General features: G+C 61.9%; 9 protein-coding genes and 1 pseudogene. 4 read left to right on the forward strand and 6 right to left on the reverse strand.

Annotation, left to right across the window (positions count from 1 at the left end; all coding sequences use genetic code 11):
- Window positions 1–213: 213 nt before the first annotated feature.
- Together CV770_RS25140 and CV770_RS25145 are read right to left on the reverse strand one after the other, a co-directional pair.
- On the reverse strand, window positions 214–1,833 hold the full coding sequence (locus CV770_RS25140) for an amidase family protein (protein ID WP_104464266.1): 1,620 nt from the start codon (window positions 1,831–1,833) through the stop codon (window positions 214–216).
- A 120-nt stretch (window positions 1,834–1,953) separates the two neighbouring features.
- On the reverse strand, window positions 1,954–3,135 hold the full coding sequence (locus CV770_RS25145) for an MFS transporter (RefSeq protein ID WP_104464267.1): 1,182 nt from the start codon (window positions 3,133–3,135) through the stop codon (window positions 1,954–1,956).
- A gap of 99 nt (window positions 3,136–3,234) precedes the next feature.
- Between CV770_RS25145 and CV770_RS25150 the strand changes: the two genes are divergently transcribed.
- From CV770_RS25150 to CV770_RS25165, 4 genes and pseudogenes are all read left to right on the forward strand, one after another.
- Entirely contained in the window at window positions 3,235–4,188 is a 954-nt protein-coding gene (locus CV770_RS25150) for a LysR family transcriptional regulator (protein WP_104464268.1), read from the forward strand.
- A gap of 156 nt (window positions 4,189–4,344) precedes the next feature.
- Window positions 4,345–5,022 (forward strand): nitroreductase, encoded by a 678-nt coding sequence (locus CV770_RS25155; protein ID WP_104464269.1) that lies wholly within the window; start codon window positions 4,345–4,347, stop codon window positions 5,020–5,022.
- A 33-nt stretch (window positions 5,023–5,055) separates the two neighbouring features.
- A complete protein-coding gene (locus CV770_RS25160; RefSeq protein WP_245453857.1) occupies window positions 5,056–6,171 on the forward strand; it encodes a L,D-transpeptidase family protein in 1,116 nt (371 codons plus the stop codon).
- Between the two features lie 199 nt (window positions 6,172–6,370).
- Window positions 6,371–6,631 (forward strand): annotated as a pseudogene (locus tag CV770_RS25165) (IS481 family transposase); the annotation flags it as partial.
- A gap of 460 nt (window positions 6,632–7,091) precedes the next feature.
- Here the strand turns inward: CV770_RS25165 and CV770_RS25170 are convergent.
- From CV770_RS25170 to CV770_RS25185, 4 genes are all read right to left on the reverse strand, one after another.
- Complete coding sequence (locus CV770_RS25170; RefSeq protein ID WP_161500026.1) at window positions 7,092–9,020, reverse strand: adenylate/guanylate cyclase domain-containing protein; 1,929 nt, start codon at window positions 9,018–9,020, stop codon at window positions 7,092–7,094.
- Between the two features lie 296 nt (window positions 9,021–9,316).
- On the reverse strand, window positions 9,317–10,327 hold the full coding sequence (locus CV770_RS25175) for an HAD family hydrolase (RefSeq protein ID WP_104464272.1): 1,011 nt from the start codon (window positions 10,325–10,327) through the stop codon (window positions 9,317–9,319).
- A 78-nt stretch (window positions 10,328–10,405) separates the two neighbouring features.
- Entirely contained in the window at window positions 10,406–12,115 is a 1,710-nt protein-coding gene (locus CV770_RS25180; protein WP_104464273.1) for an arylsulfatase, read from the reverse strand.
- On the reverse strand, window positions 12,108–13,058 hold the full coding sequence (locus CV770_RS25185) for a formylglycine-generating enzyme family protein (protein WP_283811364.1): 951 nt from the start codon (window positions 13,056–13,058) through the stop codon (window positions 12,108–12,110). Before CV770_RS25185 ends, CV770_RS25180 begins: the two co-directional genes overlap by 8 nt.
- Window positions 13,059–13,646: the final 588 nt, after the last annotated feature.

A 13,646-nucleotide genomic window follows, 5' to 3' on the forward strand; every position in this document is an offset into this window, starting at 1 on the left:
GTACCACTTGACCAGGCCAGCCAACCGATCCAGCGCCGCATTGGCGCCGGCGCCCTTCGGCATCAGCGCTTCCACAAAGCTCGGCTGTCCTGTCCGCTTCACCGCCATCGATACCTCCAAGGCTTTGCCCTAGGGAATCACAACTGGCGGATTACGCAACAGGCCCACAAGGGGAGAGGGTGAGACTGTCAATGCGACGACAGCTGGCTTGGACTAGGCCATGCTCTCCCACAGCCGATGCGCGAGCACGCCGGCGCGCTTCTCGATCGCGGCGGCTGCGTCGAGCGCGAGGTCCTCGCGATAGCGCCCGGCAATGAGCTGCACGCCGATCGGCTTACCATCGTGCACGGCCACCGGCACCACGGCGCCGGGCAGGCCCGGCACGTTGATCGCGGAGATGAAGCGGATCTCGCCCCAGAAGATCTCGCGCACGCGCTCGGGGCTGACGGTATCCTCGCGCGGGCCCGGCGTCGGCTTCACCGTGGTCGGCGCCAGCACGACCGGATATTCCTCGAAGAACAATTGCCAGGCGCGGATGTGGCCGTTGCGGGCGGCGGTCGCCTGCATCCAGGCCTTGAGGTCGAGCACATTGGCCTTGGCCTTCATGCCGCCCCAGGCCTTGTGGAAATCCTCGGAGGTGACCTTCAACATGCCCGCCTCCTGCATCACCACGGTCTCGTTGGTGATGATGTCGCACCAGGTCTGCCAGACGCCGTTGATGTCGGGCACCTCGACCTCGCTGACGCGGTAGCCGGAACGTTCGAGATGATCGGCGGCCTGGCGCAGCGCCGCGCGTACGGAGGGGTCGACCTCCATGTCCTCGGGGATCTTGGCCAGCGCCACCTTGATCGGCCCCTTCGGCCTCTCGCCGACCAGCGGCGCCGGCACCCACCAGGGATCGCGCGGATCACGCCGGCTCATCACCTCGAGCGCAAGGCGAACGTCCGCGACATGGCGCGCGAGCGGCCCCTGCGCCGACATCAGATGCGCCAGCATCGGTCGCTCGGCCGTTGCGCTTGCGTTGAACGCGGGGATACGTCCCTGCGTCGACTTGATGGTGGCGACACCGTTGCAATGCGCGGGCCAGCGCAGCGAGCCGCCGATGTCATTGCCATGGGCGATGGTGCCGATGCCGGCGGCGACCGCCGAACCCGCACCGCCCGACGAGCCGCCGCAGGTGATATCTGGATCCCAGGGATTGAGCGTCAGACCGTGCAGGGGATTGTCGGTAAAACCACGGAAAGAGAATTCCGGCGTGTTGGTGAGCCCGATGACGATCGCACCGGCCTTCTTCAGGTTGCGCACCACGGGCGCATCCGACGGCGCGACCAGGTCCTTGTTGGCTGGCACGCCGTTGAAATTCGACCGGCCCTCGTAGTCGACGTTTTCCTTGATGGTCACAGGCACGCCGTGCAGAAGGCCGAGCTCGCCGCCCTTGGCGCGCTGCTTGTCCGCGGCATGCGCGGCCTTCAACGCCTCCTCCGAGAGATCGACGACGACGGCGTTCAGCTTCGGATTGACGGCGCGCATCCGTTCGAGATGCGCTTCGACGGTCTCGACGGCGGAGATCGCGCCGGAGCGGATTGCAGCCGCGGTCTCCACCGCGGACCATTGCCAGGCCGGTCCCTTGGGGCGGCGCGATGAAGCCGGCTTGAGCTGCGCAGCCTTCTTCGCCTTCTTCGCAACGACGGCCTTGCGGCTTGCGCTGGTCTTGCTCGAGGTTTTCGCCGGCTTCTTCGAAGCAGTCTTCTTCTTGGCAGTCTTCTTGGCAGTCTTCTTGGCAGTCTTCTTGGCAGTCTTCTTGGCAGTCTTCTTGGCCGTCGTCTTCGCCACGTCGCATCTCCTGAAATTGCGCCGAGGAAGTTACGGATGGCGAATGGATGTGTACAGGTGCGTTTTCTGCATGGGCCAACGGCGCGACGCGGCGAATTGTCCGCGATCGCGCCGCTTGCGCTATTCCGCGGGGCAGGCCGCGACGGTCGCCGGCGCGCGGTCGAGCCGCAGGCTCCACAGCGCCAGCACCAGACCGACAGCGGTGATGCCGGCTGCGACCAGAGGCAGCGCCGAGAGGCCGAGCCCGCGGTCGATGGCGACGCCGCCGGCCCAGGCGCCGAGCGCGTTACCGAGATTGAACGCGGCGATGTTGAGGCTGGAGGCGAGCGTCCGGCCGCTGGGGCCGGCCGCTTCCAGCACGCGAAGCTGGAGCGGGGCGACGGTCGCAAAGGCCGCGATACCCAGCAGCAGGATCAGCGCGATCGCGGGGATCTTGACCGACAGCACGGCGGCAAGGCCAAGCAGCACGATGGCGAGCGCGGCGAGCGTTCCGATCAACGCGCCGGCGAGGCCCCGGTCGGCGAGCTTGCCGCCGGCAACGTTGCCGATCGCGAGCCCGACGCCGAACACCAGCAGGATCGGCGACACCGCTGCTTCCGAAAAGCCGGTGAAGCGCGTCAGGATCGGTTGGATGTAAGTGAAGACGACGAACAGGCCGGCAAAGCCGAACACGGTCATGGCAAGGCCGAGCAACACTTGCGGGCGGCCGAGCACCGATACTTCCTCGGCAAGCGAGACCGGCTTGTCGCCGTTGCCGACATGGCCGGGCACGAGGGCTGCGACCACGGCAAAGGCGATCACGCCGATAACCGTCACGGCCCAGAACGCCGCGCGCCAGCCGAGCATCAGGCCGAACCAGGCGCCGAAGGGCACGCCCAGCAGCGTCGCGACCGTGAGGCCGATGAACATGGTGGAAATCGCGGAGGCCCGCTTGTCCTCTGCGACGAGGCTCGTCGCCACCACCGACCCGACGCCGAAGAAAGTACCGTGGGCAAGCGAGGTCAGCACGCGCGCCGCCATCAGCAATTCGTAGTTCGGCGCCAGCGCACAGGCCGCATTGCCGAGCGTGAAGAGCGCCATCAGCGCGAGCAGCACGGTTTTGCGCGGCATCCGCCGCGTCGCCAGCGTCAGGACCGGCGCACCGACGAACACGCCGAGCGCATAACCGGAGATGAGCAGGCCCGCGACCGGCACCGAGACATGCATGTCGGCGGCGACCTGCAGCAAGAGGCCCATGATGATGAATTCGGTGGTGCCGATGCCGAAGGCACCGGCGGTGAGCGCGAGGACGGCGGGAGGCATGCGTGGGCTCCGATGAATGAGACGAGCCACGCAGATAGCCGTGCCCGTGCAAAACCATTAGAATGTCCGCAATCCAATCATTTGTGACGTGAATTCAACATGGCCCGCTTCGACACCAACCGCTCCGCCGAGATGGAGGTCTTCGTCCGCGTCGTCGATCTCGGCGGATTCACGCAGGCCGCGCGAAAGCTGCGCCTGACGCCGTCTGGCGTGAGCAAGCTGATGTCGCGGCTGGAAGCGCGACTCAGCTCGCGCCTCGTCAACCGCACCACGCGCAAGCTGACCCTGACCGAAGAAGGCCAGGCTTTCTACCAGCGCGCCGTGCGGATCCTCGCGGAGATGGAGGAGGCCGAACGCGAGGCAGCCTCCGGCGCGGCGCCGCGCGGCCGCCTCACGGTGAACAGCAACATCCCGTTCGGAATGCTGCATCTGATGCCGCTGATCCCGCGCTTCCTGAAAGAGCATCCCGACGTCACGCTCGATCTCGTGCTGACGGACACGACGATCGACCTGATGCAGGAGCGCGCCGACGTCGCGATCCGGGTCGGCCCGTTGCGCGCATCGCGACTCATCGCACGAAAGCTCGGCACCAGCCGCATGGTCGTGGTCGGCACGCCCGACTATCTCGCCCGTTGCGGCACGCCGAAGACGCCGGCGGATCTCGCCGATCACCGCGGCATCGGCTGGACCTTTCCGCGCATCCGCGGCGGATGGCCATTCCGGCGCGGCGATCGCACCGAGGAAGCCGTGCCGCCCTCGGTCGCGCGCGCCAGCGACGGCGAAGTCGCCCGCCGGTTGGCGCTGGGCGGCGTCGGCCTCGCCCGCCTCGCCGTCTTTCACATCGGCCCCGACATCGAATCCGGCCGCCTCGTGCCGGTGCTGCAAAACTACAATCCCGGCGACCGCGAAGACATCCACGCCGTCTATGTCGGCCACACCGCCCCCCTGCCCGCGCGCGTCCGTGCGTTCATCGATTTCCTCGCCGAGCACGTGCGGGTGAGCGATCCCGCGCTGAAGCGCGCGGGGGACGGGAGGTGGAAGGTGGTGGGGTGAGGCGTGATGGCGGAGAGAGCGTCAGTCAATCCTGATTGGTGCGATCGTGTTCCGCGTGGCTGGACCGTTGACGACACGCCGCCGGCGCTTGCGCGAGGGTGCCGAAACCGCGAAAGTCCTAACTGTTTCAGAACTTGTCAGGGGAATTCCACACAAATGCAGTTCGATGACGTCATCCTCGGTCGCCGGAGTATCCGCGGCTACAAACCCGATCCGGTACCCAAGGAGCTGATTGCGGAAATCATTGGTTTGGCGATGCGCGCTCCGTCGTCGATGAACACCCAGCCCTGGAATTTCTATGTCATCAGCGGCGAACCGCTGGATCGGATCCGCGCCGGCAACACCGAACGGATGGTGGCGGGCATCCCGCAGTCGCGCGAGTTCCGCACGGGCCAGGCCTTTGCAGGCAAGCACCGTGACAGGCAGGTCGGCGTCGCCAAGCAATTATTCTCCGCAATGGGAATCGAGCGCGACAACACGGAAAAACGCCAGGACTGGGTGCTGCGCGGCTTCCGCCAGTTCGACGCGCCCGTCTGCGTGATCATCACCTATGATCGCGTGCTTGACGGTAGCGACGATACGCCCTTCGACTGCGGCGCCGTGGCGACCGCCCTGGTCAATGCCGCATGGTCCCGCGGGCTCGGCGCCGTGATCAACAGCCAGGGCATCATGCAATCCCCCGTGGTGCGCGAGCACGCGGGCATAGCCGACGATCAAGTCATCATGAAAAGCATCGCGCTGGGATGGCCGGATGAAACTTTTCCGGCGAATGCGGTGGTGTCGGATCGGAAGTCCGTCGAGGAAGCGACGGTGTTCGTCGGGTTCGAGACGTAGCGGCGTGCGGTCGGAAGGGCTGGAGGCACAGCAGTGATCCGCGCCATCGTCCGACGTGTATTTGTGCTGGCGGCGGCTTTTGCCACTGCCTTGACGCCGGTCATTTGTCTTGGCGAAAGCAGCAAGCCGTTGCCAGCCAAGGCAGCGAGGGAACTACCCGCTGAGCTGCTCTCGCTGCTCGAACAGAAGAAGATGCCGAAATATTCACCGATCGTCGTGCGCCTGTTCAAGGAGGAGGCCGAGCTCGAGGTCTGGAAGCAGGACGCGACCGGCCGTTTCCAGAGCTTCAAGACCTATCCGATCTGTCGGTGGTCGGGCGATCTCGGGCCGAAATTGTACGAGGGCGACCGACAGGCTCCGGAAGGGTTCTATACGATTACACCTGAGCTGATGAATCCCAACTCCAACTTTCATCTTTCGATCAACCTCGGCTTCCCCAACACGTTCGACAAGGCGAACAAGCGCAACGGCAGCTTCCTCATGATCCACGGCGACTGCTGGTCGAGCGGTTGCTATGCCATGACCGACGAACAAATAAGCGAAATCTATTCGCTGGCACGCGACTCATTCCTCGGCGGCCGGCCGTCGTTCCAGGTCCAGGCCTATCCGTTCCGCCTGACGCCGGCAAACCTGGCGCGGCATCGAAATAGTCCCAACCTGGCCTTCTGGAAAATGCTCAAGATCGGCAACGATCATTTCGAGACGACGCGACTCGAACCAAGGGTGGATGTGTGCGACCGCCGCTATGTGTTCGATGCGCAACCTCCCCCGAATTCGCCGTCGCCTCCAGTGTTCAACCCTACCGAAAAATGTCCCCCCTTCGTCGTCAACCCGGAAATCGCGCGGCGAGCGCTGGAGAAGAGGCGCTCCGACGAGCTCGAATACGCGCGATTGCTTGAAGACAATTTGCCGGCTGCCCCGATATACAGCGGACTGGACGGCGGAATGAACAAGGCATTCCTCACACAATTTCCGGGCAGAGTGACGCTCGCGAAGGTCATGCCGTATGCATCCTACCTGCCGCAATTGCCACCGATCCCCTGGATCGACAATGACGGCTCGTTGACGAGTAGATGGTTTGGCAGCTCGTTGGACAAGCCGCCGGAGTGTAATCCGACGCGTGTCGGCTTCCCGTCAGGTCGGTGCTGAACGCTCGTGCGGCGTCCGATGGATCATCGGCAGAGGATGGCATCGGCATTCCGTCCAGGGAATGCTGGCGGCGTCGGAGCGTAGACCTTGAAAAAAAGTTCGTCCCGGCTTGCTGAACCAAAGCAAACGGCAACGAGTCCGCCTCCGCCCCGCGGGCTTCGGCGCGACAGCCTTGCGCGAACTTCGTTCGGCCCTCCACTACGAGGATTTGCCGAAACTGGCCTATCCCTTTCACGATCGCGACGTCGTCGTCACCTCCTGCGGGCGCCTCTGCCTCCACCGCAAGAGAATCAATATCTCCCTGGTGTTGGCCGGCCAGAAGCTCGGCATCAAGGAGGTCGACGAGGGCATTTGGCTCGTCAGCTTCATGCACTATGATCTTGGATATTTCGACCTGGAGCAGAAGACCCTGCAGCCCCTCGACAACCCGTTCGGCACGAGGTTGTCACCCATCTCTTAGGTACGATGCGTTACCCATCTGGGCTGGACAATTGTGAAGGCTGGCGGAGAGAGTGTCAGTCAATCCCTATTGAAAGATAATGCATTTTCGACCTTCCTGGACCAGGACCCACCATTTGAGCTACCGGCGGAACACGGGTTTTCGCCTACCGACAAAGCCTGTTCCGCGAATAGCCCGTCATCGACAAGAATGCCATCAAGCGACTGGCGAGAGGTAGATCGCCCCGGTACCGCTCTGCCTGGACGCCGACCAGTCTTTTCGCGAAACGCGGAGCAGGAGCCGCGCTGGCCGTTGTGGGTGGTCACGAGCCGACGTGCAGCCCGCCCTGCCCCGTCCGCTCGCCCCTTGAGAGAAGACATCCGAGTAGCGACGCTTGGGCAAATTGCGAGCGGTGCCCCAGGCGATCTCCATGCAATCCTGCCGCAGCTGCCCGAGGCGCGACGGCACAGCGGGCACCTGCTCAACTCGCAACCGGACCACCAGATCCGGTTGTACCGTCACGGGACTCACTTATCACCTCATAGACACGGGTTGCGACCGTCATCCCTTTCGCGGTAACCGTGTCCACGAATCGGCAATCAAAACGACGTTTGATACGCGCGTAGACCGCCTCGCTGATGAGAATTTGGGTGTCATACTGCTTATTCAGCCCCTCCAATCGAGCAGCAAGATTTACGACGTTTCCCAGCGCCGTGTAGTTCATGCGCTCCGATGAACCCAGATTGCCGATCACGGCTTCGCCGACATGGATGCCAAAACGCGTGTAGAATGGGGGCAAGCCCTCTGCCTCAAACAGGAGATTGATCTCTTCATTAGCCGCCTTCGCCCGCAACGCGGCGCGGCATGCGCGCTCGCAATGGTCACTTTGCGGATTGGGCGCATTCCAGAATGCCATCACGGCGTCTCCAATGAACTTGTCGACCGTACCGCCGTGCGCCATGATGACGTCTGTTAGCGCCGTGAAATAGCGTGACGTCTGCTGCATCAGGACATCAGGATCCGCGTTTTCCGCGATTGAGGTGAAGCCTCGCACGTCGGTGAACAGTGCCGTGATCTCGCGCCGTGTACCGCCGAGTTCTGTCGATATGGAATTGTCGAGCACGCCCCGCACGATCTCGCGAGGCGCGAGCCGAGAAAACGACCAGATCGCGCGTTGCGCCTTGTGGATCGTCTCGCCCAAGGTACCGAGCTCAGAGATGAACGAACCGATCGCCGCCGCCGGCGGAGGAGCCATCGCTTGCAAACGATCCGCCTCAGCCGTGATGGCTCCAATCGTCTTCGACATTCGTGTACCAAATATCCAAGCTGCTGGAATGAAAACGAGACAAGCCATTATTGCCCATATCTGCGCCTTGCGATTAAGCGCACGAATCTCCTTTGCGAATTGGTCTTGGGGCGCCACGAGGAGAACATTTGCCGTAACCGAGGGGCTGAGTGCGATCGTCTCAATACGGGCGAAATACTCCCTGCCCTTCCAGCTCTGTTTGCGCCAGTAGGGACTGGATTTATTCCAACCGGCGATGATCTCTCCTTCCAGGGTGTCCTGCAAATCGTACACACTGGGAAGCCGAGGAGCCACTGGATCCGCAGAAGTCCGGTCGAACAGCGACGCATATTTGGGGTGGGCTATCAAGACGTTATGGCTGTCAAACATGACCTGGTAGCCGCTCTCGCCCAACTTCATGGTGGGCGCCGATCTGCTGTAGCTGTCGAGCTTGAGGTCGATACCGACGACTCCTTGCGTTGTGCCATCGACCGGCGTGCTGAATGTTATCATAGGGACGTTGAGGTTAAACGACAGGTACGGCGCAGAGGTCACCAGCTGACCCGATCTGCGAGCATCGATGTACCAGCTGCGTTGACGCGCATCGTAGCCACGCGGCTGGATCTCCACTTGTCCGATCTGGTTACCGGACTTGTCCTGAAACACGCGGCGGGTCGGCAATTCTTTGCCATCGAGCCATTGGGTCGTGGTGATCGCAAAGGCCGCCTCGGGCGGTCCTCCCACGCGATCGCGCTGGCTGCCTGCGAGTCCGTCGAGACGCTGTACCTGCAACCAATGGCCATTGTCGTAACCGACATAAATGCTATCCAACGCCGGCCATTGCGCGAGGTTTCCCTTGATCAGACCGGCGGCTGGACTCGACTCGCTCGGAGTAGCCGACTCCATCAAGGCCGGACTGAAGGCCAGGGCTCGAGCCATGCGGGAGAGCATTTCGATCTGAAGCTGCAAGAAGGACACTGAACTTCGGCTCGCTGCATCCATCGTAGAGGTCGCAGCATCCTCCGTGACTAAATCGAGCGTCCTGACTTGTACGAAAAGCAGCAGTGCGGCCAGCGCGCCGATCATCGCCATAACACAAGCGGTCAAGGTGAGACGAAAGCTCATGGTGTATCGAGGCGCTTCCACTATTAGTCTTTGCAGCGGCTCACTCAGACCACCCAGCCGACTCCTGGAGTCTGCCATCTTCTTCAGCGGCTCGTCGCCAATTAATAAATCCCGAGCGTACGGCTGCTCACACCTCAAGCCAACCGGACTGAAGTTGAAGAAGCCGATCGTCGCCGTTCGAATTTCGTCTCATCCGCTACGGGCAATAGTCCCAAAAGCCCTGCGTGCGGGACGTTGCCATCACAATCTCTTGTCTTCCTTGCAGTCTGTGTTCTGCACAAAGGCCGCTCAGCGCGCTACTGGAAGCCAAAAATGCGCTTCCAATCGTCCTTCATGCTAACCATGATCCAACCATTGGAGTCCGCCGCGTCGAGCGCCTTATCGAGTTTTCCGAACGGCGACTTCCGATCATACGCATACTCGCGTGCAGCATCGGTGTGATGCACGATCAGGCCGAAACGCTTGCCCGGTGACAGCGTCGCCCATTGCAGCATCTGGAAGTCGCCATCGGAGTTGCCGAAGGCAGCAATCGGCCGGCGGCCGATATGTGAGTTGATGCCGACCGGCTTGCCAGGCCCGTCGTCGACGAAATCGATGGCAGGCAGGCGGATCAATTGCGCCACACCGTTATCGATCTTGAATTGGGTCTTGATGCTCGATCCGACGACCTGCTCGGGTGGTATTCCGTAAACCCGTTCACTCCAGGGACGCATGAAATCGATGCCACCACCAGACACGATGAAGGTTTTGAAGCCGTTGCTCCGCAGATAGGCAAGCAATTCCAGCATCGGCTGGTAAACTAGGTCGGTGTACGGCTTGTCGAATTTCGGATGACGCGCGCTCGCGATCCAATCGCCGGCGATTTTCTCGAAATCTGCCGTCGTCATGCCGGCATGTGTTGCCATGACGAGCTCGACCAGGCCCTTCTCGCCAGCCTTGGCAAGGGACGCGAGATCGTTGTCGAGAACGGCCTGGAAAGGCTGCTTGCGCCTCCATTCTGGATGCTTGCCGGAAAGCGCCTTCACCCGATCCAACGCAAATGCGAGCTGGACATACATCGGCTGCTCGCACCAGAGCGTGCCGTCGTTGTCGAATGTCGCAATGCGTTCTGGCGCCGGCACAAAGTCCGGCGCCCCTTCTTTCGTAACGGCAGAAACGAAATCCAGGATCGACTTTTTCGAGAGGCCTTCATTCCACGACGGGAGGGGATTTCCCTGCGCCAGCGCTCCACCGGTCAACGGTGTCGCAGCTGCCGACACGAGCAGCCCTGCCAGGATCGAGCGCCGATCGACCCGAATTCCTCTCATGGATTCTTTCCCTATTCTCTTGCGAGAGTAAAGAACCGAACGGCCCCGAAGACTTCGGAGCCGTCCGGTGCGCGCGATCTAGTTCCCCGTGGGCAAGCCGATGTGGAAGCCGTCCTTGGCAAGTTGATCCCTGAAGAAACTGAATCTCTCATACTGCTGGATCGTGATCGGCCCCGCATAGGTTTCGCTCTGAATCTTCCGCGGAGGATACTTCACGTAGGTCTGCATCAGGTCCTTGATCGCCGCGTTGATCGTGACCAGCGACCATGTGTGCTCCGTATAGTTGTTCATGAAGACATCGTACCGTTCCTGCGGATCCTGCCAGAGATCAAACACCTGCGGGACGGTCGCCACGTAGGATTCCGGTCCCTTCCAGCCGAGATTGCTATCGACCGCCAGGCCGCCGGTCTTTGAGCCGTCGTCCCCGCGCAGGTTGAACACGGCCTTGTAGTTGCCGACACGGGCGGCTCCCGGCGAGAGCTCGGATTCCGTGAAGTAGAACCAGTTCTTGCGCTCCGACTTGCCCGTTCCGAACAGAAGCGGCGACATGTCGATGCTGTCGAAGATGATAGGCTTACCTTCGCGGTCGTTCTCGGGCAGTTTCACTCCGGCGAGCTTGGCGAATGTCGCCATGTAGTCGAGGCCACCGACGACGTCGGCGTTCTTCGTGCCGGCCTTGATGCCCGGCCCCCACGCGATCGAGGGAACGCGGTTGCCACCCTCTCGGACCGTACCCTTGGTGCCACGGAACGGCGTATATCCCGCGTCCGGATAGACGTCCTGCCAGGCGCCGTTGTCAGTCGTCCAGAACACATAGGTGTTCTTGTCGAGGCCGAGCTCGCGCACCTTGTCGAGGATCCTGCCGATGCGGGCGTCATTCTCGACGACCGAGTCGGCATATTTCGACTTCGACATCGATTTGCCCTGGAATTCCGGCGCCGGCATGTTGGGCTGATGCACCTTCATGAAGTTGACGTTCATGAAGAACGGTTGCGTCGATGACTTGTTGCGCTCCAGATAATCGAGCGAGGCTTTCTCGACATAGTCGTCGAAGAACGGAATGCCGACCACGCCCTTGTCCGGCGTGTTCACGTACTGCCCATTGATCTTGAAATCTTCCTTCGCTTGTTGGCCGGCATTTCCGGACAATGCACCCTTGGTCACGCGCGTGAACATCGCCCTCAATTCGGGATCCATGTCCGGAAACCACGTCGGGTCGGCGTAGGTGTAAGCATTGAGATGATACAGGCCGGCGTATTTCATCTCGTCGTAGCCCTGAGCGTTCGGCAATGCGTAGTCGGCTTCGCCGAGGTGCCATTTACCCGAGAAGAATGTCTTGTACCCGCCCCTCTTCAGGACCGAAGCGAGCGTCCATTCCGCCGCCGGAAGACCGCCACCCTGGCCCTGGAATGCCACGGTGGTCATGCCGCTGCGGTTTGGAATGCGGCCGGTCTGCATCGCCGCGCGGCCGGGCGTGCAGCTCGGCTGCGCGTAGAAGGACAGGAACTGCATGCCCTCGGTCGCCAGCCTATCGATATTGGGCGTCGGCATGCCGCGATTCTCGCCGCCGAGATAGCAGCCGGCATCCCCGTAACCAAAATCGTCCGACACGATGAAGATGATATGCGGCTTCCCTGCACCCGACGCCGTCGAAGGCTGCGGTGTCTGCTGCGCCTGTGCAGTCTGAACGGACGCCATCGAGGAGAGAGCAGACACAGCGGCAATCGAGGTGGACGCGAACAACAGGTTACGGCGATTGAGCGTATCTCTGGTGGTCTTCTCAGTCATGTCTCTCTCCTGGGCGAGTTACACAGCGGAATCCGAGGTGACTGGTCGATGTGTCGACCGGCTCGGCATGGCGCGCGGCCGGTCGATAGCGTCTGCAATAGTTCGGCGCGCAAAGGTGCGAACCGCCCTTGATGACCTTGCGTGGTATCCTGCTGAGAGGCAGCAACGGGTCGCAGCTGTCGTGCTCGGAGCCGCCGCGCGGATTTTTGGGAATGCAGCACGCCTTTGCAGCATCGGCCTGATGCTTCGGCATGTACCAGTCGCTGGTCCATTCCCAGACGTTGCCGATCATGTCGTAGATGCCATAGCCGTTGGGCGGATAGGACGTTACCGGCGAGGCCCGCTCAAAGCCGTCATCGCGGTTGTTCTCGAACGGAAATCGGCCTTGCCAGGTATTGGCGCGATGTACTCCGCCCGGAGCGAGCTCGTCGCCCCAGGCGAACTCGGCGCCCTCAAGGCCGCCGCGCGCAGCAAATTCCCACTCCGCTTCCGTCGGCAAGTCCTTGCCGGCCCATCGGGCGTAAGCCAAGGCGTCAGCGTGGGTGATATGTACGACCGGATGGTCATCGAGTGACTTGATGTTGCTCTTGGGGCCGTAGGGATGGCGCCAATTCGCTCCCTTGAGAAGCGTCCACCATTGGCTGTAGTCGCGGAGATCGACGGGGTGATCCGGAGGCGTGAAGACGAGCGAGCCGGCGAAGATCAGATGCGGCAGCGCGTCGGGATAGTTCGCGAGATCCGGAGCCACCTCGGCGAACGTCACATGCCCGGTGGCACGCACAAACTCCTTGAACTGCCGGTTCGTCACCGGCGTTCGATCAATCCAGAATCCGTCGATGCTCACCGTGTGGCATGGGGCTTCTTCGGGATAGTGGCGATCCGATCCCATGCGAAACGTCCCGCCGGGAATGAAGATGCTGTCCGACGTGAGGGTTTCGTCCACGTTCGCAACCGGTCTCTGGGCGATATTCACGAACTTTGCCTCCAGTTACTCGCTCTCGTGATCTCATGCGCCTGCCAGCCGCCATGAGTCCCGAGGCCGAACCACTTGAAGTCATTTCTGGTCCAGATAGGCCAAGACCTCCTGTTCCAATTCCGCGACAAGCTGTTCGTAGTCCGCGACCTTCCGATGTCCTTTCGAATCTCCTATCTTCGCCGCCTGTTGCCAGTGGCGAAGCGCTCTCGTTGCCTCCTCGTGATCCGCGCAAACTGATCTAAATTGAGCATTACGCGCGTAGCGGCGTCGAATTTCGAGTTCGCGCTGCGGAAAGCGAGCCACTATTGAACGGACTTCCTCCATGAGGCGGTCCCGATTGACGCCGCGGACAAGCATCGTTTGAAGCGCGCGCACAGATCAAGGTACGAACATGTTCGCACCCTGCGAGGCTACGGTGTGCTGGGCCGCTGATGCTGCCTTGATAGCCGTGTTCTGCGACGATCGAGCGCATAGAGGAACCCATTGATTTGAAAGGCGCAAAGAGCCCTGCTCAGAAGGCAGGAGCGTATCGCTCGCTTGTGAGTTGCAAAGGCC

The organism is Bradyrhizobium sp. AC87j1, from assembly GCF_002936975.1.
Lineage (GTDB): Bacteria > Pseudomonadota > Alphaproteobacteria > Rhizobiales > Xanthobacteraceae > Bradyrhizobium > Bradyrhizobium shewense.